We start from the raw sequence: 26508 nt of genomic DNA on the forward strand, positions 1-26508 counted from the left end.
CTTTCAGCTATACATCCAGTGACATTTGCCTGGCAAAACCGAAAAGTTCACTACCGTTCATCTGATAGTCATCATCCTTCCCTTGAGGCAGGCCTGTTAAACCGCGGGTCCCGGAGCCATGCACGGCTTTTTCGCTGGCTTCCCTACTTAAGATCTGCACAATGATGTCGAACTACTAGCATACAAGTACATTTTTGTTACGCAGTTCTCACACTCAAGCAAGTCATTCTATGGGTGCATGGATGCAGAAATTCCATTTCATTGCAGGCTTGCCCAGATCGGGCTCCACACTGCTCTCAGCCATTCTTCTACAGAACCCGCGCTTCCATGCGGGCATGAGCAGCCCGGTCGGCTCATTGTTTTCCTGCATTCTGGGGCAATGCAGCGCTGGCAGTGAATTCTCTTCAGTGATCAGCACCGAGATGCGCCGCCGTTTGTTGCGCGGGATATTCGAGTCCTATTACGCCGACAAGGCCGACAAAGACGTGGTGTTCGATACAAACCGCGGCTGGTGCGCGCGCCTGCCTGCACTCATGGACCTGTTCCCGCAAGGCAAAGTGATCGCCTGCGTGCGCAATGTCGCCTGGGTGATGGACAGCATCGAACGCCTGTACCGCGCCAATCCTTTCGAAAACACTAAGCTGTTCAACGACGACGTCGAACGCAACACGGTTTACAGCAGGGTAGAGACGCTTGCGCAGCGCAACCGTCTGGTGGGTTTTGCCTGGGCCTCGCTCAAGGAAGCCTATTACGGAGAGCATGCCAGTTCGATTCTGCTGATCGATTACGACCTCCTGTCTCAGGCACCGGATCGCGTCATGCGGCTGGTCTACGACTTCATTGGCGAACCGTGGTTTGAACACGATTTCAATAACCTTGCCTATGACGCCCCGGAGTTCGATGAAGCGCTCGGCGTGTCCGGCCTGCACAAGGTCAAACCCCGCGTCGCGCTGGAGCCCAGGGCTACCATCCTGCCACCAGACTTGTTCGAGCAGTATTCAGCGTTGTCGTTCTGGAATGACGGGTCTGCCAGCGCAGCCAACGTCATCCGCATGAAATCAGACTCCGCCGTCAACTGACCGCGGTTTTATCACTCGTAACGTTCGATCTCTGGTGAGCAGCATGTGGTGGAACAAACAAAAGTCGCGGACTACAAAGCGGGCACCCTCGAGTGCAACCTCCCCCGTTTCGCCCATGATCATGTCTCTCGAACCGCGCATGCTGTTCGACGGTGCGGTCGCGGCGACGGTCGCTGAAGCGGCCCAGCCGGACAGCCAGCCAACGCCCGACGCATCGGCCAAGAGTGCCGAACAGGCCAGTAGCGCCAGTAAAGACACCCATGCGCAGAGCGGCGCCACGTCGGATGTACCCGTCAAACCGGCCGCCGTGCCCGGCAGTACGGTGGTATTCGTCGACTCCCGGGTCAAGGATTCGCAGGCTCTGCTGACTGGCGTTGCACCCGGCACTCAAGTGGTCGAACTGGACGCTACCAGGGATGGCCTGCAACAGGTTGCCGATTACCTGGAGTCCCATCAGGGCGTCAGTTCAGTGCAGATCATCGCACACGGCAACTCCGGTGATCTGTGGCTGGGCAACAGCTACGTTTCTGCCGACAACATTGCGCAACGCAGCGCACTGCTGGCCGAAATCGGCAATGACATGAACGCTGGCGGCGATATTCTGATTTACGCCTGCAACACTGCCGAAGGTGATCCGGGCCTGAGCTTCGTCGATTCTCTGGCCACCCTCACCGGCCGGGATGTTGCTGCGTCCACCAACCGTACCGGCGTGGGCGGCGACTGGGATCTGGAAATTGCCACCGGCAGCATCGAAAGCGTCAGCGCCCTGTCGCAACAGTCGATGGACGCCTACCAGTGGGGGCTGGCGACCTTCACCGTGACGTCTACCAGCAACACCGGCACAGGCAGCTTGCGCGAGGCGCTGACCAATGCCCAGAACGGCGATATCGTAACCTTCTCGACCGGCATGACCGTTGCACTGCAAAGCCAGCTGGTGGTCAGCAAGAACATCACCCTCGATGGCGACCTGAACAACGACGGCGTGGCCGACGTGACACTGGACGGTCAGAACAGAACCAGTGTCATCAGGGTCAATTCCGGGGTCACAGCCACACTCGATGGCGTGATCATTACCCGAGGCGTGGCCAGCACAGCGGGTGCGAGCAGCGGCGCGAGCATTGCGGCCTCTGATGCACTGGGCGGCGGCATCAACAACGCCGGCAACCTCACATTGCGCAACGTCACCGTCACTGCCAACTCGGCAGCGGGCGGTGGCGGTGGCGGTGGCGTCAACTCGCCAAACGTGGGCGGCGGCGGCGGCGGTGGCGGCGGCATTGGCGGGCAGAACGGTGCTGCGGGTGGCAGTGCCGGCACCTACACATCCACCGCCCCGTCAGCCAATACCGGCGGCAACGGGGCATCGTTCAGCACTGCTTATCTGGCAGGCCAGGGCGGTAATTCAAGCGGCGGCGGCGCAGGGGGAAACGGCACGCCTGTCGGCTACACCAACGGCGGTGCGGGCGGCACCGCGACCAGCGGCGTTCGGACCATCGGCGGCGGTGGCGGCGGCTCGGGCTTTGACGCCAATGGCGGCAGAGGCGGATCAGCCGTCGGCGGCATTTACAACGCCTCGACCGGCACTCTGGCGATCATCGGCACCTCGACCATCAGCAGCAATATCGGGGCCGGCGGTGGCGGTGGTGGCGGCGGCACGATTGGTGGCAACGGTGGCCGTGGTATCGGCGCGATCTGGAACAAAGGCACGGTCAACATCACGTCCAGCAACAACTCGGCGATGACCGGCAACGTCGGCGGCAGCGGCGCAGGCGGCCAGGGAAACGGCAGTACGGGCAGCGCCAACGGCACATCACCCACTGCCGTCAATAACATCCTCAACGATGGCGGCACGCTGAACATTGCCTATACCGCGGATACAACTGCGCCGACGGGCTCCAGCATCGTGATTGCCAACACATCCTTGAGTTCGGGTGGCACGTCGCTGGTCACGTTCACGTTCAGTGAGCCGGTCTTCGGCCTGGAAATCTCCGAGATCACCGTGCCCAACGGTACGTTGAGCAACCTGGTGACCACCAACAACATTACCTGGACAGCCACTCTCACGGCCTCCGGCAATATTTCCGACAGTTCCAATGCGATCAGCCTGCCGTTAACGGCGGTGCAGGACTCTGCCGGCAATATCGGTACCGGAACCGTGACCTCCAACAACTACGCAGTCTCCGATACCGTGCCGCCGACAGCGACCGTCGTGGTGGCGGACACCGCACTCGCTGCAGGCGAAACGTCACTGGTCACCATTACCTTCAGTGAAGTGGTCGCCGGCTTCGACAATACCGACCTCACGGTGGCAAACGGCACATTGACCGCTGTCAGCAGCAGTGATGGCGGCAAGACCTGGACCGCGACGCTGACGCCGACCGCCGACCTTACCAGCACCGTCAACCAGATCAGCCTCAACCGGGCAGGTGTACAAGATCTGTCCGGGAACACCGGATCAGGTGTCGCCACATCCAACAACTACGCCATCGACACCGCACGTCCGACCGCAAGCGTCGTGCTCACCGACAGCGCCCTGAGCATTGGTGAAACCTCACAAGTGACCATCACCTTCAGTGAGGCAGTGACCGGTTTCACCAACGCCGACCTGACCATCGTCAATGGCACGCTGAGCACTCTGACCACGAGCAACAACATCGTCTGGACGGCGACGTTCACACCGACCAATAACATCACCGACAGCACCAATGTGATTACTCTGGCCAACACAGGTGTCAGCGATGCGGCGGGCAATACGGGCTCGGGGACCACAAACTCGAACAACTACGCCATCGATACACAGCGCCCGACCGTGAGCATTCTGGTGGCAGACGCCAGCCTCACGGCTGACGAAACATCACTGGTAACCATTACATTCAGCGAAGCCGTCAGCGGGTTTACCAATGCCGACCTGACAGTGCCCAATGGCACCTTGAGCACCGTCACCAGCAGCGACGGCGGCATCACCTGGACCGCGACCTACACGCCGAACAACAATGTCAATGACACCACCAACCTGATCAGCCTGAGCAACACGGGTGTAGCGGACCTGGCTGGCAACGCCGGGGCCGGGACGAGCAACTCGGGCAACTTTACCATCGACACCGTGCGCCCGAGCGCCACAGTGGTCGTCGACGACAGCGCCCTTTCCGCCGGCGAGACCTCTCTGGTCAGCATCACCTTCAGCGAAGCCGTGACCGGGTTCACCAATGCCGACCTGACCATTGCCAATGGCACCTTGAGCGCGGTGAGCAGCAGTAACGGCGGCATCACCTGGACCGCAACCCTCACACCAGGCGCAAACGTAACCGACACCACCAACCTGATCACGCTGGATACAAGGGGTGTTGCCAACGCTTCCGGTAACGCAGGCACAGGCACGATCAACTCCAACAATTACGCCATCGACACCCAGCGGCCTACCGCCAGCATCGTGGTGGCAGACAACGCTCTGTACATAGCTGAAACCTCGCTGGTGACCATCACCTTCAACGAAGCGGTCAGCGGTTTCACCAATGCTGATCTGAATATCAGCAATGGCACCCTGAGCGCGGTCAGCAGCAGCGATGGCGGTATCACCTGGACCGCAACCCTGACGCCGACAACAGGGATTACCAGCAACAGCAATTCGGTGATTCTGAACAACGGCGGTGTGGCCGATCTGGCGGGTAACGCAGGCAGCGGTCTGAGCACCTCGAACAACTACGCCATCGACACAGCGCGCCCGACAGCCAGTATCTCGATGTCGGACAGCGCCCTGACCGGCGGTGAAACCTCACTGGTGACGGTCACGTTCAGCGAAGCCGTGAGCGGTTTTACCAACGCCGACCTGACGGTGCCGAACGGCACGCTGAGCGCGGTCAGCAGCATCGACGGCGGCGTCACCTGGACCGCGACCTACACGCCGAATGCCAATGTGGCCGATACCACCAACATCATCACTCTGGCCAACACAGGCGTAGCCGATCTGGCAGGAAATATCGGCAGCGGCACGACCGATTCCGGCAATTTCACCATTGCCACACAGCAGCCGACCGCCACCGTCGTGGTCGCCGACAGCGCCCTGACGGTGGGGGAAACCTCGCTGGTGACCATCACCTTCAGCGAAGCAGTCAGCGGCTTCAACAATGCCGACCTGACGGTCGAGAACGGCACATTGAGCGCAGTCAGCAGCAGCGATGGCGGCATCACCTGGACCGCGACCTTCACGCCGACGACCAATGTCACCGACGCGAGCAACCTGATCACGCTGGACAACACCGGGTTTGCCAACGGCTCTGGCGTTACCGGCACCGGCACCACCGCGTCGAACAACTACGCCATCGACACCCTGCGCCCGACTGCGGCCATTGTAATCGCCGACAGTACGCTGAGCATCGGTGAAACCTCGCTGGTGACCATTACTTTCAGCGAAGCGGTCAGTGGCTTCAGCAACGCCGATCTGGTGGTGGCCAACGGTACGTTGAGCGCGCTGAGCAGCAGCGACGGAGGCCTCACGTGGACAGCCACGCTGACCCCATCGGTTGGCACTACCGACAGCAGCAATCTGGTGACCCTGAACAACGCTGGCGTCACCGATCTGGCGGGTAATGCAGGAACCGGTCTGACACCTTCCAATAATTACGCCATCGACACAGTACGTCCGACTGCCAGCATTGTGATGGCCGACAACGCACTGTCAGTGGGTGAGACCTCCCTGGTGACCATCACCTTCAGTGAGGCCGTCGGCGGTTTCGACAACAGCGACCTGAGCGTTGCCAATGGCACCTTGAGCGCCGTCAGCAGCAGTGATGGCGGTGTCACCTGGACGGCAACCTTCACGCCAGCCATCAACATCGCCGACAGCACCAACCTGATCACGCTGAACAACGCTGGCATAGCCGACCTGGCCGGCAATACCGGAAGCGGCGTAACCAACTCAAATAATTACAGCATCGACACCTTTCAGCCGACCGCCACCATTGTGGTCGCCGACAGCGCCCTGTCGGTTGGTGAAACCTCGCTGGTGACCATCACCTTCAGCGAAGCGGTCAGTGGCTTCAACAATGCCGACCTGACAGTCGAGAACGGCACATTGAGCGCAGTCAGCAGCAGCGATGGCGGCATCACCTGGACGGCGACCTTCACACCGACGGCCAATGTCACCGACGCGAGCAACCTGATCACCCTGGATAACACCGGGTTTGCCAATGCCTCGGGCAACCCCGGCAGCGGCATTACCTCCTCCAACAACTACGCCATCGATACCCTGCGCCCTGCTGCGAACATCGTGATCGCCGACAATACGCTGACCATCGGTGAAACCTCGCTGGTTACCATTACCTTCGGCGAAGCAGTCAGTGGCTTCAGCAACGCCGATCTGGTGGTGGCCAACGGTACGTTGAGCGCGCTGAGCAGCAGCGACGGTGGCATCACATGGACAGCCACGCTGACGCCATCGGTCGGCACTACCGACAGCAGCAATCTGGTGACCCTGAACAACGCAGGCGTCACCGATCTGGCGGGTAATGCGGGAACCGGCCTGACACTCTCCAATAATTACGCCATCGACACAGCACGTCCGACTGCCAGCATCGTGGTGGCCGACAACGCACTGTCAGTGGGTGAAACCTCGCTGGTGACCATCACCTTCAGTGAGGCCGTCAGCGGCTTCGACAACAGCGACCTGAGCGTTGCCAATGGCACTTTGAGCGCCGTCAGCAGCAATGATGGCGGTGTCACCTGGACGGCAACCTTCACGCCAGCCATCAACATCGCCGACGGCACCAACCTGATCGCGCTGAACAACACTGGCGTAGCCGACCTGGCTGGCAATACCGGAGGCGGCGTAACCAACTCCAATAATTACAGCATCGCCACCCTTCAGCCGACCGCCACCATTGTGGTCGCCGACAGCGCGCTGTCGGTCGGTGAAACCTCGCCGGTGACTATCACCTTCAGCGAAGCGGTAAGCGGCTTCAACAATGCCGACCTCAGCGTGGCCAACGGTACCTTGAGTGCGGTTTCCAGCAACGATGGCGGCATCACCTGGACCGCGACCTTTACGCCAGCGGCGAATGTGACTGATGCGACCAACCTGATCACACTGGACAATACGGGCGTCAGCAATGCGTCGGGCAACACAGGCGGCGGCACCACGGCCTCGAACAATTACACCATCGACACTCAGCGCCCGACTGCGACCATAACGGTCGCCAACCCGAGTCTGGCCATCGGTCAGACCTCAGTGGTGACCTTCGCCTTCAGCGAGCGCGTGACCAATTTCGACCTGTCGGACATCAGCGTGGGCAATGGCACCCTCTCCAATCTGACCAGCGATGACGGCGGGCGCACCTGGACCGCGACCCTGACGCCGGACACCAATGTCACCGCACTCAACAACTTCATCGTTCTGGACAGTGGCACGGTGAATGATCTGGCAGGCAATGCTGGCGCGACAATAGCGCTCTCCAGTAATTACACCATCGATAATCAGCGCCCGACGGCGAATATCTCTATTGCCAACCCGAACCTGGCGACGGGCCAGACCTCAGTGGTGACGTTTGCCTTCAGCGAGCCGGTCACCAACTTCACGCTGTCGGACATCAGCGTTGCCAACGGCACGCTGTCCAGTCTGGCCAGCAGCGATGGCGGGGCCACCTGGACCGCGACCCTGACACCGACAGCGAACGTGACTGACCCGAGCAATTTCATCGTGCTGGACAGCAGCAACGTGAGTGACCGGGCCGGCAATGCAGGCACAGGCATCGCGCTGTCTGCCAACTACAGCATCACCACGACATCGCTGGCGGGCGACCCGCAGTTCCGGGTCGATGCACCGGCGCCGCTGATCAGCACGGCAAATCTGTCACTTCAACCGGCACTGTTCAGCCTGCCTACCGGCAACCTGGGATCGCCGTTGAGCTTCTCGCCGTTGTTCGAACAGCGCACCACGGGGGGTGATCTGCCGCCTGTGGGCAATATTTTCATTACCAATCGTGCCCTGGCACCGAGCTTCATCGCTCAGGTCTTCGACTCGAACAGTGTCGGGGGCCCGGGGTCCGGGTTCATAGGTTTCGGCAGCGGAGAAGGCAGCGTATTCGGCACCAGTACGCTGTCGACCCTGTTTTCACGTGAAACAGCTACCGGTACTTCGACGACAGCAGCGTTCGAAGGCGCAGGCAGCAATAGCTTGCAAGATTCGTCGCAGAGCATCCAGGCAGGTTTCGGTGCACTGACCCTGGGTCAGCAGTTGCAACAGATCACTGATAACGAGCAAGAAAAACTGCGCGAACTGGCATGGGCTTTAGGGGAAGTCGGTGTGAGTCAAGCGCAAGCCTGAAACAGAGTTTGAGTCATGCGCCGTCCCTGTACGGCGCTCATAAAAAAAGAATGCGGTAGCAAGGGGCGGTCGGAGCATGAAAAGAAGTCATACGTTGTTCAGCATCAGCCTGCTGGCGCTGGTAGTGAGTGGTTGCGCTGTCACCAGCCAGCCGATCGACCGGAGCGTCAGCGAGCAGCGCGCTAAAAGTGACCTGCAACTGATGTACCGGGATCAGGAGCCATTGAACGGCGCCTTGACCCTGCACCAGGCCATGGCCCGCGCGGTGAAGTACAACCTTGAGGCGCGTCTGAAAATCATGGAGGAGGCCCTGGCCAAGCGCCAGTTGGACCTCGCCAGCTTCGACATGCTGCCGCGCATGGCACTCTCCGCCGGCTATGCAGGGCGCAGCAACGTCAGCGCGTCGAGCAGCGAAAGTGTCGAGACCGGAACCCAGTCCCTCGAACCTTCGACTTCGCAAGACCGCAGCCGCCGGGTCGCTGACCTGACCATGGTATGGAACGTGCTCGACTTCGGCGTCAGCTACATCAGCGCCAAACAACAAGGCGACCAGCGCCTGATCGTTCAGGAACGGCGTCGCAAGGTGGTCAACACCATCGTTCAGGACGTGCGCTCGGCCTACTGGCGCGCCGTAGCTGCCGAACGCATGCTCACGCAGATCGACAGCCTGATGGCGCGGGTCGAGAAAGCCCAGGCCAACAGCCAGAAAATGAGCGAGCAGCGTGTGGGTGATCCGGTGCAGGCACTGGGTTACCAGCGCTCGCTGATCCAGGCGACGCGTCAGCTGGAAGAGCAGCGCAAGGCGCTCTCGCTGGCCAAGACCGAACTGGCGACCCTGATCAACCTGCCGTTGGGCACGGATTTGAAGCTGGCCACGCCGGACGACTACTCGATCCCGGAACTCAAGGTCGACATGGCACGCCTGGAAACCGAAGCGCTGGCCAGCCGCCCCGAACTGCGCGAGCAGGATTATCAGACCCGCATCAGCTCGGCCGAAACCCGCAAGGCCATGTTGCGCATGCTGCCGGGCCTGGAGTTCTCGGCAGGAGGCCATTACGACAGCAACTCGTTTCTGGTCAACGACAAATGGGCTGACCTGGGCGTAAAAGTCACCTGGAACCTGTTCAACGTGCTGTCGGCACCTGCCGCCATTGACGCAGCCAAGGCTGGCGAAGAAGTTGCTGCCGCACGCCGCCAGGCGATGTCCATCGCAGTGCTGGCCCAGCTTTATGTAGCCAATGCCAACTACAACGAAGCCTTGCGCCAGTTCAAGACAAGCCAGCAGTTGTCGAACATCGACAGCCAGATTGTCGGCCAGCTGCGCAACCGTTACCAGGCTGCCAGCCTGGGCGAACTGGACTTGATTCAGGGCGAACTAAACACCCTGCAAGCCGACTTGCGGCGTGACCTGGCGTATGCCGACCTGCGTAACGCTTATGGCCAGATCTTCGCCAGCGCGGGACTTGATCCGCTGCCACAGGAACTTCCTTCGACCAAAGTACAGGCCATTGCTGTTGCACTGGGTGCGCGCGAGTCCCAATGGGAAGCAGGAAATATTTCGGTAGCCGCTACCACGCCCAAGCCGTAAACCGCTCTATGAACACCATTCAGCCAGTGCTCATGCGCTGGCTGAATGCGACGACACTCCTGCCGAAACGAAATCGTTCCACTGTAACGTTTTCACTCCAAAGCACTCCACTCCGCGCGTATCAAGGCCTTGATCAGACACACATTTTCAAATGGCTGAACAGTGTATCGATTTCGCTACAGCCAGAATCGGCACGTTCGCGTAAAAAACTGTTAAACCACTGATTTAAATAGATAAATAAAACATGGCCGCTAAATTGCTAAGTCATGACTCATATTGCTCGCGTGCTGCGCGAGCCCTGTTCTCCGAGGAGTTTGTATGAGCGAGTTGCGATTCACCGTTGACCATGAATGGCTGCGTGCCGAAACCGACGGCAGCGTGACGGTCGGCATTACGCCCTACGCGCAGGAGTCGCTGGGCGATGTGGTCTTCGTGCAGCTCCCGGAATTACAGGCCTACACTCAACACGCTGAAGTGTCGGTGGTGGAATCGGTGAAAGCCGCCAGCAGCATCAACATGCCGTTGGACGGTGAAGTCGTCGAGGTCAATTCCGCCCTCGACGCCACGCCGGAGCTGGTCAATGGAGATGCCCTTGGTGCGGGCTGGTTCTTTCGCTTCATCCCACAAGACGCCAACGCCATTCACGGCCTGCTGGATCAGGACGCCTATGACCGTCTGATCAAAGCCAACGCCGAAGCCTGAGGAGCACGCCATGACTGACCGTATTGAACTGACCACTGCCAACGAATTCATCGCCCGCCACATCGGCCCGCGCGCGGCCGACGAACAGGCCATGCTGCAAACGCTGGGTTTCGATTCCATTGAAGCGCTGAGCGACAGCGTCATTCCGGAAAGCATCAAGGGCACCAGCGTTCTGAACCTGCCTGCCGGGCAGAGCGAAGCCGATGCGCTGGCGTCGATCAAGGCCATCGCCAGCAAGAACCAGTTGTTCAAGACCTACATCGGCCAGGGTTACTACAACACCCACACGCCAGCACCGATCCTGCGCAACCTGCTGGAAAACCCGGCCTGGTACACCGCCTACACGCCTTATCAGCCAGAGATTTCCCAGGGCCGCCTGGAGTCACTGCTCAATTTCCAGACACTGATCAGCGACCTCACCGGCCTGCCGATTGCCAATGCCTCTCTGCTCGACGAAGCCACCGCGGCCGCCGAAGCAATGACCTTTTGCAAACGCTTGAGCAAAAACAAGGCTAGCCAGCAGTTTTTCGCGTCCAGCCACTGCCACCCGCAGACCCTGGATGTGTTGCGTACCCGCGCCGAGCCATTGGGCATCACCGTGGTCGTGGCCGATGAGCACGAGCTGGAGGATGTCAGCGATTACTTCGGCGCGCTGCTGCAATACCCGGCCAGCAATGGCGATGTGTTCGATTACCGCGAGCTGGTCGAGCGCTTCCACGCGGCCAACGCCCTGGTCGCCGTGGCTGCCGACCTGCTGGCCCTTACCCTGCTGACCCCGCCAGGCGAGTTCGGCGCTGACGTGGCGATCGGTAGCGCCCAGCGCTTCGGGGTGCCGCTGGGCTTCGGTGGCCCGCATGCGGCCTACTTCTCGACCCGCGATGCGTTCAAGCGTGACATGCCAGGCCGTCTGGTCGGCGTGTCGGTGGACCGTCACGGCAAGCAGGCCCTGCGCCTGGCCATGCAGACCCGCGAACAGCATATTCGTCGCGAGAAGGCCACCAGCAACATCTGCACCGCACAGGTGCTGCTGGCCAACATCGCCAGCATGTACGCCGTCTACCATGGTCCGCGCGGCCTGACACAGATCGCCAATCGCGTTCACCAACTGACCGCGATTCTTGCCGAAGGTCTGAGCACGCTGGGCCTGAAGGCCGAGCAGGCATTTTTCTTCGACAGCCTGACCTTGCACACCGGGGACAGGACCGCTGCACTGCACGCTGCCGCCCGCGCCAGGCACATCAATCTGCGCGAAATCGATGACCAGCGTCTGGGCCTGTCCCTGGACGAGACCACCTCGCAGTCGGCAGTCGAAACCCTGTGGGCAATCTTCGCCGGCGAAGGCCAGAGCCTGCCGGACTTCGCCGCGCTGGCAGACAGCGTGCAGTCACGCCTGCCGGCCGGGCTGCTGCGTCAGTCGGCGATCCTCAGTCACCCGGTGTTCAACCGCTACCACTCGGAAACCGAGCTGATGCGCTACCTGCGCAAGCTGGCCGACAAGGACCTGGCGCTGGATCGCACCATGATTCCGCTGGGCTCGTGCACCATGAAGCTCAATGCCGCCAGCGAAATGATCCCGGTGACCTGGGCCGAGTTCGGCAACCTGCACCCTTTTGCCCCGGCCGAGCAAAGCGCCGGTTATCAGCAACTGACCGATGAGCTGGAGGCCATGCTCTGTGCGGCCACCGGTTACGACGCGATCTCGCTGCAGCCGAACGCCGGCTCGCAGGGCGAATACGCCGGACTGCTGGCTATCCGCGCCTACCACCAGAGCCGTGGCGACGAACATCGCGACATCTGCCTGATCCCTTCTTCGGCGCACGGTACCAACCCGGCGACCGCCAACATGGCCGGTATGCGCGTCGTGGTGACTGCCTGCGATGCACGCGGCAACGTCGACATCGAAGACCTGCGCGCCAAGGCCACTCAGCATCGTGACCAGTTGGCGGCGATCATGATCACCTACCCGTCGACCCACGGCGTGTTCGAAGAAGGCATTCGCGAAATCTGCGGCATCGTTCATGACAACGGTGGCCAGGTCTACATCGATGGCGCAAACATGAACGCCATGGTCGGTCTCTGCGCACCGGGCAAGTTCGGCGGCGACGTATCCCACCTCAACCTGCACAAGACCTTCTGCATCCCCCACGGCGGTGGCGGCCCGGGCGTTGGCCCGATCGGCGTGAAATCCCATCTCGCCCCTTTCATGCCCGGCCATGCCCGCATGGAGCGCAAGGAAGGCGCAGTCTGCGCAGCACCATTCGGCAGCGCCAGCATTCTGCCCATTACCTGGATGTACATCCGCATGATGGGCGGTGAAGGCCTGAAACGCGCTTCGCAGCTGGCGATTCTCAATGCCAACTACATCTCGCGCCGTCTGGAGGAGCATTACCCGGTGCTCTACACCGGCAGCAACGGCCTGGTCGCGCACGAGTGCATCCTCGACCTGCGCCCGATCAAGGACAGCAGCGGCATCAGCGTAGACGACGTGGCCAAGCGCCTGATCGACTTCGGTTTCCATGCCCCGACCATGTCGTTCCCGGTCGCCGGGACCTTGATGATCGAGCCGACCGAAAGTGAGTCCAGAGAAGAACTGGACCGCTTCTGCGACGCCATGATCAAGATCCGCGAAGAAATCCGCGCGGTTGAAAACGGCAGCCTGGACAAGGATGACAACCCGCTGAAAAACGCGCCGCACACCGCTGCCGAAATCGTCGGCCAGTGGAGCCATCCTTACAGCCGCGAACAGGCGGTGTACCCGGTCGATTCGCTGATCGAGAACAAGTACTGGCCTCCGGTCGGTCGTGTCGACAATGTCTTCGGCGACCGCAACCTGGTCTGCGCCTGCCCGTCCATCGAGAACTATCAGGAAGCGTGACAGCCCCTGCCTGGCACTGCCTGATCGCGCTGCGCGAACAGGGAGTGCCATCGGTACGGCCCGCTCAACAAGGAATCGAACATGTCCACAGAATCACTGCTGACCACTCCCCTGCACGCGCTGCACCGCGAACTCGGCGCAAAGATGGTGCCCTTCGCCGGTTACGACATGCCTGTTCAATACCCGGCTGGCGTAATGAAAGAGCACCTGCACACCCGCGCTCAGGCCGGTCTGTTCGATGTCTCGCACATGGGCCAGATTCGCCTTACCGGTGCAGACGCCGCCAAGGCGCTGGAAGCCCTGGTGCCGGTGGACATCATTGACCTGCCGGTCGGCATGCAGCGTTATGCGATGTTCACCGACGAGAACGGCGGCATTCTCGATGACCTGATGGTTGCCAATCTCGGCAACGACCAGTTGATGCTGGTGGTCAACGCAGCCTGCAAGGATCAGGACCTGGCGCACTTGTGCAAGCATATGGCCGGGCATTGCAAGATCGAACCACTGTTTGAAGAACGCGCCCTGCTCGCGCTGCAAGGGCCAGCCGCTGTGACCGTACTGGCACGCCTCGCCCCGGAAGTCGCCAAAATGACTTTCATGCAGTTCGCCGGCGTCACGCTGCTGGGTATCAAATGCTATGTCAGTCGCTCGGGCTATACCGGTGAAGACGGCTATGAAATTTCAGTGCCTGCCGAACAGGCTGAAGCCCTGGCGCGCCGCCTGCTGGAAGAACCGGAAGTTGCCCCGATCGGTCTGGGCGCACGTGACTCGCTGCGGCTGGAAGCCGGCCTGTGCCTGTACGGCCATGACATGGACACGCACAGCTCGCCGATCGAGGCCAGTCTGTTATGGGCCATTTCCAAAGTGCGCCGCGCCGACGGTGAGCGTGCAGGCGGCTTTCCGGGAGCCGAGCGAATCTTTGCCCAGCAGCAGAACGGTGTCAGCAGGAAGCGGGTCGGACTGCTCCCCCAAGAGCGCACGCCAGTGCGTGAAGGTACAGAGATCGTCGATGAACAAGGCACTGTTATCGGTACCGTGTGCAGTGGCGGTTTTGGCCCCTCTCTGGCCGGGCCGCTGGCCATGGGTTATCTGCATAACGATTACACCGCACTGAATACACCTGTGTGGGCAATGGTGCGCGGCAAGAGAGTCCCCATGCTCGTTGCAAAAATGCCTTTCGTTGCGCAACGTTACTTCCGCGGTTAAATAGCGGCGTCAAAAAAACAGCAACACTTCGGTGTTGCTGGAGCACTCTTCCCCTGCAGTGTTTCGGCAGTATTTCAACCGCGTGAACAGTCCGTCATATATGCAAAAAATGCACCTATAAAGTGCAAAATGTTATGAGGGATCAACCACCGTGCACGCCATGCAAACACTCCCGGTATAAGGCCAACCCCCCGGAAACAGGGTGTCCGGCAAGGGGGTTGTATTTGTAACTGGACTTGGCGTAGAGTTTCCGAACTGTGTTTGCATGGGTCGCCGAATCTGGACCTGGGCAGTAGCTCTAGGTTTGCTACAACCCGTTCTACGTTTCTTACTTCCTGCAACCAGCCCCAGTGCTCTTTCATGTGAAAGAGGCTGTAACCAATTCAAGTCAAGCGTCAGGGAAATAAGAAAATGGCTGAACGTCAGAGCGGTACCGTCAAGTGGTTCAACGACGAAAAAGGTTTTGGTTTTATCACTCCTGAGAGCGGGCCGGATCTGTTCGTACACTTCCGCGCGATCCAGGGTAACGGCTTCAAGAGCCTGAAAGAAGGCCAGAAAGTTACCTTCGTTGCAGTGCAAGGCCAGAAAGGCATGCAGGCTGACGAAGTTCAAGCCGAAGGCTGAGAACGACGCACCACGTCTCCACAAGAAAGCCTCTGGCAGCGATGCCAGAGGCTTTTTTGCATGCGGGATTTGCAGGGCTGAGAAAGCGCCCATGAAAAAGCCGACCCAGGGGTCGGCTTTTTCAGTCCTGCAGGTGCATTACCCGGCACGACGTAACAGAAGAACCCCGGCCAGCGCACAGGCTGCGGCAGGCAGCAGTACTGCCAGCAACGGCGGGAAGCCGAACAGCAGGCTCGACGGGCCGAGCAGGTCCTGAATGATGCGGAAGGTAAAGCCGACCACGACACCGGTGAACACGCGCTGCCCCAGCGTAACCGAACGCAGCGGGCCGAAGATGAACGAGATCGCCATCAGCACCAACGCGACAGTCACCGCCGGTTGCAGGACCTTGGTCCAGAACGCCAACCAGTAGCGGCCATTGCTCAAGCCCTGATCAGCCAGATAATGCGCGTAGCTCCAGAGGCCGCTGATGGACAGCGACTCGGGCGGCATGATCACCGTGCTCAGCAGTTGCGGGCTCAATGCCACGTCCCAGCGCTCTACCGGCGTATTGACGACCTCGGTGCTGCCGTCATTGAAGTGCGTGGTGGCGACGTCCTTCAATTCCCAGTAATCGGTCTTGAAGTTGGCCTCTTTGGCAAAGCTGGACGTGAGCATGTGGCGCTGGTCGTCGAAACGATAACGCGTCACACCGAGCATCAGGCCATTGGGCTGCACCGTGTTGATGTGGATGAATTCGTCGCCCTGGCGGTGCCACAGACCATGGCGGGCACTCTGCGCATCACCTGAGCCCTGAGCCAGCGAGCGCGCGGCCTGAGCCTGGTTCTCGGCATAGGGAGCAACATACTCGCCGACCAGCACGCCAGCGATCATCAGTACCAGCATGGGCTTCATGACCGCCCAGACAATGCGCCCGATGGACACACCCGCCGCACGCATGATGGTCAGCTCGCTGCTGCTGGCCAGCGTACCCAGACCGATCAGGCAGCCGATCAGGGCAGCCATCGGCAAGGTGTCGTAGACGCGACGTGGTGCCGTCAGCATGACGTAGCTGAGGGCATCCGCCAGCGTGTAGGTGTCGCTGATATCGCCCATCTCGTCGATGAACGCGAACAGCGAGACCAGCCCCAGAATAATGCCCAGAACCGCGAGAATCGCCAGCAGGACGCTTTTGCCAATGTATCGATCAAGCTTGACCACGAGTCACCTCCGTGACGCTGCGACGACTCGCCATCTTCAGACGCAGAGGCTCCCAATAGAACAACAGCAGGCCGATGGACAGGTAGATGGCATGCACCCACCACATCCCCAGGCTGAGTGGCAGCTTGCCTTTCTCCAGCGAGCTGCGCACCGAAATCAGAATGGCCAGGTAGGACATATACAGCAGGATCGCCGGCAGCAGTTTCAGGTAACGGCCCTGACGCGGATTGACCCGTGACAGCGGAATGGCCATCAAGGTCACGATGAACACCGACAGCGGCAGCGAAATACGCCATTGCAACTCGGCGACGGAACGCGGTGCCGGATTGCCGATCAGTTCGCTGGTCGGAATGGCCTCACGGTCGGTGATTTCTTCGCTGATTTCCGGCTTGGGCAGCATCGCCCCGTAGGTGTCGTACTTGATCACGCGATAGTCGGCCGCCCCCGGATTGCCGTCATAGCGATAACCGTTCTCGAGGATCAGGAAGCGACTGCCATTGGGCCGTACTTCCTGGTGGCCCTTCTCCGCGACCAGCACGGTGATGCCGTTGTCCTTGCTCTTGTCGCTGGACATGCGCTTTTCAGAAATGAAGACACCAGCCAGTTGCGAGCGGTCTTCCGACAGCTCCTTGGTGTAGGTGATACGCGTACCGTCACGCAGCGCCTGAAAACGGCCCGGCACCAGCGTGTCGAACTCGGTCATGGCGTCCTGCTGATTGATCAGCAGCGAAAACTGCGTAGCACCCTGCGGAGCCAGGCTGAAGCTCAACCAGGCAACCAGCAGGCCCACCAGCGTGGCCGGCCCCATGGTGATGGCCAGCAGGCGCTGCTGACTCATGCCGGTTGCGGCCAGCACGGTCATCTCGCTTTCCAGATACAGGCGTCCGTACGCCATGAGGATGCCGAGGAACAGGCCCAGCGGCAGAATCACCTGCAGAAAGCCCGGCAGGCGGAAGCCCATGATCAGGAACAGCACGCCAGGATCGAGCGCACCGGACGCGGCCTGCGCCAGGTACTTGATGAAGCGTCCGCTCATGATGAAGACCAGCAGTACGGCACTGACCGCACTCAAGGTAAGCAGCACTTCTCGGGACAGATAACGGAAGACAATCAAACCAGACACTCCAGAGTTGTCAGGCTCAGGCAGCCAAACAGGGAAAATTTGTGAGCCACGGCAACCAGAGCTTCACGCCGACAAAAGGCGTGGGCCTCAAAAAATATGCGGCATTATCCTGTGATTGTGTGTTTCTGTCACTGCGCACCGGGGATAGTTCGCACATAGACGCCAGACAGGCCGCTTTGCGGGGTTGTCAGCAGTCGTGCAGCGGGGTCAAACTGCAAGGCTTAGCGCAGGCATCGCCCCTGAAAACACTCAGGCCATGCCGCGTACGACATTCATATTGCGACTCTCATCGTCTATTCGGGGACCCCACATGGAATTGGTTGTTAAAAGCGTAAGCCCAGAAACCTTGAAAACCGCAACGCTGGTGGTCACCGTCGGCGAAAGCCGTGTACTGGCCGGTGCTGCCAGGACTGTGGACATCCTCAGCGGCGGAGCCGTTTCGCTGATCCTCAAGCGCGGCGATCTGGCCGGCAAGGTGGGTCAGAGCCTGCTGTTGCACAATCTGCCCAACATCAAGGCCGAGCGTGTCCTGCTGGTCGGCACCGGCAAGGAAGACGAGCTGTCGGACCGTCAGTTGAAAAAAATCGTCGGCGCAGCGCTCACTTGCCTCAAGGGCCTGGGCGGCACCGATGCAGCGATTGCACTCGATGACCTGTCGGTGAAAAAACGCGACACCTATGGCATGGCTCGTCTGCTGGTCGAAGCCCTGGCCGACGGCGAATACGTCTTCGATCGTTTCAAGACCCAGAAGGCCGACGTTCGCGCCCTGAAGAAAATCACCCTGCTGACCGACAAGGTCAAGGCGGCCGACGTCGAGCGCGCTTCGACTCACGCTCAGGCAATCGCCACCGGCATGGCACTGACCCGCGACCTCGGCAATCTGCCGCCGAACATCTGCCATCCGACCTACCTGGGCGAAGAAGCCAAGGCGTTGGGCAAGGCCCACAAGAACCTGAAAGTGGAAGTCCACGACGAGAAGAAACTGGCCGACCTGGGCATGGGTTCTTTCCTCGCGGTAGCACAGGGCAGCGCCCAGCCGCCGCGCCTCATCGTCATGAACTACCAGGGTGGCAAAAAAGGCGACCAGCCGTTCGTGCTGGTCGGTAAAGGCATCACCTTCGATACCGGCGGCATCAGCATCAAGCCTGCCTCGGGCATGGACGAGATGAAGTTCGACATGTGCGGTGCTGCCAGCGTGTTCGGCACCCTGCGTGCAGTGCTCGAATTGAAGCTGCCGATCAATCTGGTGTGCATTCTGGCATGTGCCGAAAACATGCCGAGCGGCACCGCAACACGTCCGGGCGATATCGTCACGACCATGAGCGGCCAGACCGTCGAAATCCTCAACACCGACGCCGAAGGCCGACTGGTGCTGTGCGATGCACTGACCTACGCCGAGCGCTTCAAGCCGCAGGCGGTCATCGATATTGCAACCCTGACCGGCGCCTGCGTCGTTGCGCTGGGCGGCCACACCTCTGGCCTGCTGGGCAATAACGACGCGCTGATCAATCAGTTGCTCGACGCCGGCAAACAGGCCGATGACCGTGCCTGGCAGTTGCCGTTGTTCGATGAGTACCAGGAACAGCTCGACAGCCCGTTCGCCGACATCGCCAACATTGGTGGTCCGAAAGGCGGCACCATCACCGCTGCCTGCTTCCTGTCGCGCTTCACCAAGGCCTACCACTGGGCTCACCTGGACATCGCCGGCACTGCATGGCTGAGCGGCGGCAAGGAGAAAGGCGCCACCGGACGTCCTGTTCCGCTGCTGACCCAATACCTGCTCGACCGCGCCGGCGTATAAAAAGAGACCCTGGCGTATCGGCTGCACAGTCGATACGCCTCCGGTTCTGGAACCCACATGACTCAAGTCGACTTCTACATCCTGCCCAGCGCCGATCCTGCGGCTCGCCTGGACTTTGCCTGCAAGCTGACGGAAAAGGCCTGGCGCCTGGGTCACAAGGTCTATCTGCATTGCAGTGATGCGGCGCAGCGTGAGGACCTCAATGCCCGCCTCTGGCGTTTCAGAGGGGAAGTGTTTCTGCCGCATGGCGACGCCGAGAGCGATCACGATGCTGCCGTGGTACTGGGCCTGGGCGACGATTCGGGCGAACACAGCGACCTGCTGGTCAATCTCGACCTGAGCATTCCGGCCTTCTTCAAACGTTTCGCCCGCGTGGCCGAAGTCGTTGTCGAAGACCCGGCCATACGTCTTGCCGCACGCGAGAGTTTCCGTTCCTACCGTGAACAGGGCTATCCTCCGCAAGATCACCGACTGCAGCGCCTTTGAGGACACGATGGATACTTCAAAAAAAGCTGAATCTGCGCATTTGCTGAACGACCTCGAGTCGATCCGCCAACTGCTCGGCGATGACCCCGCACATTCCCCCCTGGCGAACGACACCACTCGTCCCGAAGGCCAGATTCCCCTGTTGTTCGATGTCGTCGGCGCTCGCCCCGACGCGGCGTATCAACAGGACTTCGACGAAGACGACATCCCGACACTGACACCTGATGCCCCTGCAGCACCCGCCCCGCAGGTGCAGCAGGCGGCCCAGTCGCAGACGCTGCCCAACCCTGATGCACTGCTGCATCTGGACAGCGAATTGCGCGCAGCCGCGCAATTGATCATGCAGGACGTGATCGACGACTTCGCCCCGCATATCGAAAACGAAATCAAGCGTCGGCTGGAGGCAAGGCTGGAGCGGTTATTGGCGCAGCAGCCGAAGTGAAGTTCATGGCTCGGGAACTGCCCCTTGGGTAAATAGATACTTCGTTGGCGAGTATCCAGTCGCGAGCTTATCAGAGCAGCCAGCCGCCCCCGGCCCACTCGCCACCTGCTGACAGATCTGCCAGTTGTGGCCCGGCACTTATGGCTTGTCGCTTACCGTCAGGTCTATACTTACCGGTTTCCGAATCAATGCCACAGGTTCCCGCCGCGCATGGACAAGACTTACCAGCCGCACGCCATCGAAACTTCCTGGTACCAGACCTGGGAGTCCGAGAACTATTTCGCTCCGCAAGGCGTGGGTGACTCGTACACCATCATGATCCCGCCGCCGAACGTTACCGGCAGCCTGCACATGGGCCACGGTTTCAATAACGCGATCATGGATGCCCTGATCCGTTTCCGTCGCATGCAGGGCCGCAATACGCTCTGGCAACCGGGCACCGACCACGCCGGTATCGCTACGCAGATGCTGGTCGAGCGTCGCCTCGAAGCGCAAGGCGTAAGCCGTCATGAGCTGGGCCGCGAGAAGTTTCTGGACAAGATCTGGGAATGGAAGGCCGAGTCCGGCGGCAACATCAGCCGTCAGATCCGCCGCCTGGGCTCGTCCGTCGACTGGAGCCGCGAGCGCTTCACCATGGACGACGGCCTGTCCGAAGCGGTGAAGGAAGCCTTCGTGCGTCTGCATGAAGACGGCCTCATCTACCGTGGCAAGCGCCTGGTCAACTGGGACACCAAGCTGCACACCGCCATTTCCGACCTCGAAGTGGAGAACCACGACGAGAAAGGCCATCTGTGGAACCTGCGCTATCCGCTGGCCGACGGTGCAAAGACCGCCGAAGGCCTGGACTATCTGATCGTGGCCACCACCCGCCCGGAGACCATGCTCGGTGATGCCGCCGTTGCGGTGAACCCGCAGGATGAGCGCTACAAGGCGCTGATCGGCAAGTTCGTCGAATTGCCTCTCGTAGGCCGCCGCATTCCGATCATCGCGGATGATTACTGCGACCCCGAATTCGGTACCGGCTGCGTGAAAATCACGCCGGCCCACGATTTCAACGACTATGAAGTCGGCAAACGCCACAACCTGCCGCTGCTGAACATTTTCGACAAGAATGCCAACGTGCTGCCTGCCGCTCAGGTGTTCAACCTCGATGGCACGCTGAACGAAAGCGTCGACGGCAGCCTGCCCGCCGCCTATGCCGGACTGGACCGCTTCGAAGCGCGCAAGCAGATCGTTGCCGCGTTCGACGCCGCCGGGTTGCTGGTCAGCGTTGATGATCACGCACTGAAGGTGCCGAAAGGCGACCGTTCCGGCACCATCATCGAGCCGTGGCTGACCGATCAGTGGTACGTCTCCACTAAGCCGCTGGCCGAACCTGCGATTGCCGCTGTCGAAGACGGCCGCATCGCGTTTGTGCCCAAGCAGTACGAAAACATGTACTTCTCGTGGATGCGCGACATCCAGGACTGGTGCATCAGCCGTCAGCTCTGGTGGGGCCACCGCATTCCGGCCTGGTACGACGAGTCCGGCAAGGTCTACGTCGGCCGCGACGAAGCCGAGGTTCGCGCGAAGAACAACCTGGGCCCGGAAATCGCGCTGCAGCAGGACAACGACGTACTGGACACCTGGTTCAGCTCGGGCCTGTGGACCTTCTCCACGCTCGGCTGGCCGGAAAAGACCAAGGCACTCGAGACCTTTCACTCTACCGACGTGCTGGTCACCGGCTTCGACATCATTTTCTTCTGGGTCGCCCGGATGATCATGCTCACCATGCACCTGGTGAAGAACGAGGACGGTACGCCGCAAGTCCCGTTCAAGACCGTCTATGTGCATGGTCTGGTGCGCGATGGCCAGGGCCAGAAGATGTCCAAGTCCAAGGGCAACGTGCTGGACCCGCTGGACATCGTCGACGGTATCGACCTCGAAACGCTGGTAGAAAAACGCACCAGTGGCCTGATGCAGCCGCAACTGGCGAAAAAGATCGAGAAACAGACCCGCCAGGAATTCGCCGACGGCATCGCCAGCTACGGCACCGATGCCCTGCGTTTTACCTTCTGCTCGCTGGCGTCGACCGGTCGCGACATCAAGTTCGACATGGGCCGCGTCGAAGGCTACCGCAACTTCTGCAACAAGATCTGGAACGCGGCGCGCTACGTGCTGGACAAGGGCGAAGACTGCGGCCAGAACGGCGAAGCCGTCGAACTGTCGCTGGCTGATCGCTGGATCATCTCGCAGTTGCAACGCACCGAAGCCGAAGTGACCCGTCAGCTGGATCAGTTCCGCTTCGACCTCGCAGCTCAGGCGTTGTACGAGTTCATCTGGAACCAGTATTGCGACTGGTATCTGGAACTGTCCAAGCCGGTACTGTGGGACGAAACGGCGCCGGTCGAGCGTCAGCGCGGCACACGCCGCACGCTGGTCCGCGTTCTGGAAGTCGCGCTGCGTCTTGCGCACCCGTTCATGCCGTTCATCACCGAAGAAATCTGGCAGCGTCTCGCGCCGCTGGCCGGTGCGCAAGGCAAGACCATCATGCTGCAACCCTGGCCGGTGGCCAATGAAGCACGCATTGATCAGGCCGCCGAAGACGACATCGAATGGCTCAAGGGCCTGATGCTCGCCGTGCGCAACATCCGTGGCGAGATGAACATCGGCCCGGGCAAGCCGCTGCAACTGTTCCTCAAGAACGTCAGCGCCGAAGACCAGCGTCGCCTGAGCGAAAACGATTACCTGCTGAAGAAGCTCGCCAAGCTGGAATCGATGACCCTACTCACCGAAGGCGCAGAAGCACCGCTGTCCGCCACCGCGCTGGTCGGTGACATGGAAGTGCTGGTGCCGATGGCCGGACTGATCGACAAAGGCGCAGAACTGGCGCGCCTGGACAAGGAAATCCAGCGCCTGCAAGGCGAAGTGCAACGCGTCGGCGGCAAGCTGTCCAACGCCGCCTTCGTCGACAAGGCACCGCCTGAAGTCATCGCCAAGGAACGCGCCAAGCTGACAGAAGCCGAACAGGCGCTGGGCAAGCTGGCCGAGCAACACGCACGCATCGCCAGCCTGTAAGGTGGCCGGAAAAGCCAGCCCGATCATGGGCTGGCTTTTTGTTATCTGAATATCTGTACTGACTTATTCGCGAGCAAGGCGTACCCCGCCAAAGGCGACGCTTCGCTTGCTCGCGAATAAGCCAGGCAACTCAACCTCACGGCTGACAATCGAATCCATGACCGATACCCGCAAACCACCGCGCAAGAAGCCTCAGCGGCCAGGCAAACCTGCTGCGCCGCGTGAAAAGGCCACCTTGCACCCGCGCAATCGGCATCAGGGCCAGTACGACTTTCCGAAGCTGATCAAATCCAGTCCCGAGCTGGCAGCGTTCGTGATCCTCAACCCCTACGGCAAGGAAAGCATCGACTTCGCCAATCCGCAGGCGGTACGGGTATTCAACCGCGCGCTGCTCAAAGCGTTCTATGGCATCGCCCATTGGGACATTCCGGCCGATTACCTGTGCCCGCCGATTCCGGGGCGTGCGGACTACCTGCACTTTCTCGCCGACCTGCTGGCCGACGACAATGACGGCGTGATACCACGCGGCGCATCCATCAAGGCGCTGGATGTCGGCACCGGCGCCAATTGCATCTATCCCCTGCTGGGGCATAGCGACTATGGCTGGCAGTTCGTTGGTTCGGACATCGACAGCACCGCCATCGCTGCAGCGACCACTATTGTGAAGGCCAACGGCCTGAGCAAGGCCATCAGCGTGCGCCAGCAGGGCAATCGCAAGCAGATCCTGCTCGGACTACTCGACAGCAGCGAACGCTTCCATGTCAGCCTCTGCAACCCGCCCTTCCATGCCTCGCTGGAAGAAGCGCAGCGTGGCAGCCAGCGCAAATGGCGCGCGCTGGGCAAGGCTGATCCCAAGCGTAAATTGCCGGTGCTCAATTTCGGCGGCCAGTCGCAGGAGTTGTGGTGCGAAGGTGGCGAGATCGGCTTCGTGACCCAGCTGATCCAGGAAAGCGCCTTGCTGCCGAGCCAGGTGGCATGGTTCAGCACACTGGTGTCCAAGGCCTCCAACCTGCCGCCGATCCAGAGCGCGCTGAAAAAAGCCGGCGTACTTGAAGTGAAAATAGTGGAAATGGGCCAGGGCCAGAAGCAAAGCCGCTTTGTAGCCTGGACGTTTCTCGACAAGGCTCAGCGCGCGCAGTTTTGACTGGCATGCTCCGGACGCTCGGCGTCCAGACCAGAGTATGCAGTGCGGCTCAGCCATGTGACGCAGAGCGTCACGAACGGCATTCCCACGCGTGGCGTGAGGAACGATAAACGTCCGCGGAATCAAGCGCCCACAAAAAAGCCGTGCCCGGTTAACCGGTGCACGGCTTTTTCACAGCAAGCGGTTGCTTACTTGTTGATCGAGTCGGTCAGCACTTTGGCTGGAACGAACTTGATAACTTTCTTGGCAGCGATTTCGATGGCAGCGCCAGTCGAAGGGTTGCGGCCAGTGCGAGCCGGACGCTCTGCAACTTTCAGTTTGCCGATACCTGGCAAAGTGATTTCCACGCCGTTTTCCAATTGGTCGGCAACAATTTGGCCCAATTGCTCAAGAGCATTACGCGCGGTGGTTTTTGGCGCGTCGATAGCTTCAGCGATATCGGCGATCAATTGGTCTTTAGTAAGAGCCATGGTGGTGTTCCTTCCCTATCAAATTCATTTGGATTGCAGAGCGCAACGTCGGCCCGTGGCCAGGCAACGAACCTGGCCACCCGCTAGCAGCCACGATTAATCGCGAAAGTGTAGATACTGAAACCGGGCAATGGTTCGACCTACGTGTGCGCTAACTGCATGCTTGACGCGCTAAGTGCGCAAGACCGCGCAAAACTAGCACAGAGCCGGGCAAATATCCGCCTCTACCTATCCTTTTGGTCAGGTTTTAATACTAATTGCACAAAAAACACCCAGCAAACGCTCGCTGCTGGCGAAAACCAGCCTGCCCGGGGCCATCAGACGCATGCGTGCGTTACACTTGGCATCTTGCAACGAGCTGCACGCTCTTCACCTTTTTCAGCCGAGAAGCCCATGCCGATCCGTCACTGCATCGTCCACCTGATCGATAAGAAACCCGACGGTACGCCCGCTGTTCTCCATGCACGCGACTCCGAACTCGCTGAGTCCCAGGCCATCGAGAACATGCTGGCCGACCTCAACGAAAGCTATAACGCCAAACAGGGCAAGGCCTGGGGCCTGTTCCATCCCGAGTCCGGTGCGCACCCTTTCAGCGGCTGGCTGAAAGAATATATCGACGGTGGCAATGACTTCACGGCGTTCTCGAGGGTGGCGGTGGAGCACCTGCAAAAGCTCATGGAAGAATCCAATCTTTCAGTCGGTGGCCACGTGCTGTTCGCCCACTATCAGCAAGGCATGACCGACTACCTGGCCATCGCCCTGCTGCACCACAGCGAAGGCGTGGCTGTGAATGCCGAACTGGACGTGACCCCGTCCCGACACCTGGACCTCGGCCAATTGCACCTCGCCGCCCGGATCAATATTTCCGAGTGGCAGAACAACAAGCAGTCCAAGCAATACATCTCGTTCATCAAGGGCAAGAACGGCAAGAAGGTTTCCGAGTACTTCCGCGACTTCATCGGTTGCCAGGAAGGCGTGGATGGCCCCGGCGAAACCCGCACCCTGCTCAAGGCGTTCAGTGACTTCGTTGAAAGCGAAGACCTGCCGGAAGAATCGGCCCGCGAGAAAACCAAGACCCTGGTCGATTACGCCAGCAGTCAGAGCAAGATGGGCGAACCGATGGGCCTGGAGGAGCTGTCCGAGCTGATCGACGAAGAGCGTCCGCGCGCGTTCTACGATCACATCCGTAACAAGGACTACGGCCTGTCTCCGGAAATACCGGCGGATAAGCGCACCCTCAATCAGTTCCGCCGCTTCACCGGCCGCGCCGAGGGCCTGTCGATCAGTTTTGAAGCCCATCTGCTGGGCGACAAGATCGAATACGACGAAACTGCCGGTACCCTGATCATCAAAGGGCTGCCGACGCAACTGACCGACCAGTTGAAGCGACGGTAAC

16 protein-coding genes are annotated in these 26508 nt (G+C 60.3%); 13 read left to right on the forward strand and 3 right to left on the reverse strand.

The genetic code is table 11. The annotated features are described in order from the left end of the window. The first annotated feature begins 242 nt into the window (after positions 1-242). The 7 genes from JOE33_RS08695 to JOE33_RS08725 all read left to right on the forward strand — a co-directional run bounded on the left by JOE33_RS08695 (position 243) and on the right by JOE33_RS08725 (position 15389). Positions 243-1079 carry a sulfotransferase gene (locus JOE33_RS08695; RefSeq protein ID WP_187625143.1) on the forward strand — a complete coding sequence of 279 codons (837 nt, stop codon included), beginning with the start codon at positions 243-245 and terminating at the stop codon, positions 1077-1079. A 139-nt stretch (positions 1080-1218) separates the two neighbouring features. Beyond that, positions 1219-8394 carry an Ig-like domain-containing protein gene (locus JOE33_RS08700; RefSeq protein ID WP_209924148.1) on the forward strand — a complete coding sequence of 2392 codons (7176 nt, stop codon included), beginning with the start codon at positions 1219-1221 and terminating at the stop codon, positions 8392-8394. Positions 8395-8488: 94 nt separating this feature from the next. Next, positions 8489-9982: a TolC family protein gene (locus tag JOE33_RS08705; protein WP_187625184.1), complete on the forward strand. Its 1494-nt coding sequence runs from the start codon at positions 8489-8491 to the stop codon at positions 9980-9982. A 318-nt stretch (positions 9983-10300) separates the two neighbouring features. Continuing rightward, positions 10301-10684, forward strand: coding sequence for a glycine cleavage system protein GcvH (gene gcvH / locus JOE33_RS08710; RefSeq protein WP_187625144.1), 384 nt, complete (start codon positions 10301-10303; stop codon positions 10682-10684). 10 nt (positions 10685-10694) lie between these two features. Next, entirely contained in the window at positions 10695-13559 is a 2865-nt protein-coding gene (gene gcvP / locus JOE33_RS08715) for an aminomethyl-transferring glycine dehydrogenase (protein WP_032615803.1), read from the forward strand. 81 nt (positions 13560-13640) lie between these two features. After that, entirely contained in the window at positions 13641-14765 is a 1125-nt protein-coding gene (gene gcvT / locus JOE33_RS08720) for a glycine cleavage system aminomethyltransferase GcvT (protein WP_032615805.1), read from the forward strand. A gap of 411 nt (positions 14766-15176) precedes the next feature. After that, a complete protein-coding gene (locus JOE33_RS08725) occupies positions 15177-15389 on the forward strand; it encodes a cold-shock protein (RefSeq protein ID WP_003365337.1) in 213 nt (70 codons plus the stop codon). A gap of 138 nt (positions 15390-15527) precedes the next feature. On the opposite strand, the gene lptG is transcribed toward JOE33_RS08725, so the two are convergent. Further along, positions 15528-16589: an LPS export ABC transporter permease LptG gene (gene lptG, locus JOE33_RS08730; RefSeq protein WP_054993100.1), complete on the reverse strand. Its 1062-nt coding sequence runs from the start codon at positions 16587-16589 to the stop codon at positions 15528-15530. Continuing rightward, positions 16576-17703 (reverse strand): LPS export ABC transporter permease LptF, encoded by a 1128-nt coding sequence (gene lptF / locus JOE33_RS08735; RefSeq protein WP_003316899.1) that lies wholly within the window; start codon positions 17701-17703, stop codon positions 16576-16578. Before lptF ends, lptG begins: the two co-directional genes overlap by 14 nt. 319 nt (positions 17704-18022) lie before the next feature. Here lptF and JOE33_RS08740 point away from each other — a divergent pair, with 319 nt between their 5' ends. From JOE33_RS08740 to rlmF, 5 genes are all read left to right on the forward strand, one after another. After that, positions 18023-19513 carry a leucyl aminopeptidase gene (locus JOE33_RS08740; RefSeq protein WP_122592238.1) on the forward strand — a complete coding sequence of 497 codons (1491 nt, stop codon included), beginning with the start codon at positions 18023-18025 and terminating at the stop codon, positions 19511-19513. 57 nt (positions 19514-19570) lie between these two features. Beyond that, positions 19571-19999, forward strand: a complete 429-nt coding sequence (locus tag JOE33_RS08745; protein WP_187625145.1) for a DNA polymerase III subunit chi — start codon at positions 19571-19573, stop codon at positions 19997-19999. A gap of 7 nt (positions 20000-20006) precedes the next feature. Then, positions 20007-20441 (forward strand): hypothetical protein, encoded by a 435-nt coding sequence (locus JOE33_RS08750; RefSeq protein ID WP_010435411.1) that lies wholly within the window; start codon positions 20007-20009, stop codon positions 20439-20441. A 210-nt stretch (positions 20442-20651) separates the two neighbouring features. Beyond that, a complete protein-coding gene (locus tag JOE33_RS08755) occupies positions 20652-23498 on the forward strand; it encodes a valine--tRNA ligase (RefSeq protein ID WP_054993101.1) in 2847 nt (948 codons plus the stop codon). A gap of 157 nt (positions 23499-23655) precedes the next feature. Continuing rightward, positions 23656-24642 carry a 23S rRNA (adenine(1618)-N(6))-methyltransferase RlmF gene (gene rlmF / locus JOE33_RS08760; protein WP_010435416.1) on the forward strand — a complete coding sequence of 329 codons (987 nt, stop codon included), beginning with the start codon at positions 23656-23658 and terminating at the stop codon, positions 24640-24642. A 188-nt stretch (positions 24643-24830) separates the two neighbouring features. Here rlmF and JOE33_RS08765 read toward each other — a convergent pair whose 3' ends face one another. After that, positions 24831-25112, reverse strand: a complete 282-nt coding sequence (locus JOE33_RS08765) for an HU family DNA-binding protein (RefSeq protein WP_002552279.1) — start codon at positions 25110-25112, stop codon at positions 24831-24833. A 393-nt stretch (positions 25113-25505) separates the two neighbouring features. Here JOE33_RS08765 and yejK point away from each other — a divergent pair, with 393 nt between their 5' ends. Further along, positions 25506-26507, forward strand: coding sequence for a nucleoid-associated protein YejK (gene yejK / locus JOE33_RS08770; RefSeq protein WP_032615817.1), 1002 nt, complete (start codon positions 25506-25508; stop codon positions 26505-26507). Position 26508: the final 1 nt, after the last annotated feature.

Source organism: Pseudomonas sp. PvP027, assembly GCF_017833005.1.
GTDB classification, from domain to species: domain Bacteria; phylum Pseudomonadota; class Gammaproteobacteria; order Pseudomonadales; family Pseudomonadaceae; genus Aquipseudomonas; species Aquipseudomonas congelans.

Coding starts and splice junctions, on each gene's coding strand:
- JOE33_RS08725 (WP_003365337.1), top strand. CDS start 15,177: ATGGCTGAACGTCAGAGCGGTACCGTCAAGTGGTTCAACGACGAAAAA.
- gcvP (WP_032615803.1), top strand. CDS start 10,695: ATGACTGACCGTATTGAACTGACCACTGCCAACGAATTCATCGCCCGC.
- JOE33_RS08695 (WP_187625143.1), top strand. CDS start 243: ATGCAGAAATTCCATTTCATTGCAGGCTTGCCCAGATCGGGCTCCACA.
- JOE33_RS08755 (WP_054993101.1), top strand. CDS start 20,652: ATGGACAAGACTTACCAGCCGCACGCCATCGAAACTTCCTGGTACCAG.
- JOE33_RS08745 (WP_187625145.1), top strand. CDS start 19,571: ATGACTCAAGTCGACTTCTACATCCTGCCCAGCGCCGATCCTGCGGCT.
- JOE33_RS08765 (WP_002552279.1), bottom strand. CDS start 25,112: ATGGCTCTTACTAAAGACCAATTGATCGCCGATATCGCTGAAGCTATC.
- JOE33_RS08740 (WP_122592238.1), top strand. CDS start 18,023: ATGGAATTGGTTGTTAAAAGCGTAAGCCCAGAAACCTTGAAAACCGCA.
- yejK (WP_032615817.1), top strand. CDS start 25,506: ATGCCGATCCGTCACTGCATCGTCCACCTGATCGATAAGAAACCCGAC.
- JOE33_RS08700 (WP_209924148.1), top strand. CDS start 1,219: ATGCTGTTCGACGGTGCGGTCGCGGCGACGGTCGCTGAAGCGGCCCAG.
- rlmF (WP_010435416.1), top strand. CDS start 23,656: ATGACCGATACCCGCAAACCACCGCGCAAGAAGCCTCAGCGGCCAGGC.
- gcvT (WP_032615805.1), top strand. CDS start 13,641: ATGTCCACAGAATCACTGCTGACCACTCCCCTGCACGCGCTGCACCGC.
- gcvH (WP_187625144.1), top strand. CDS start 10,301: ATGAGCGAGTTGCGATTCACCGTTGACCATGAATGGCTGCGTGCCGAA.
- JOE33_RS08750 (WP_010435411.1), top strand. CDS start 20,007: ATGGATACTTCAAAAAAAGCTGAATCTGCGCATTTGCTGAACGACCTC.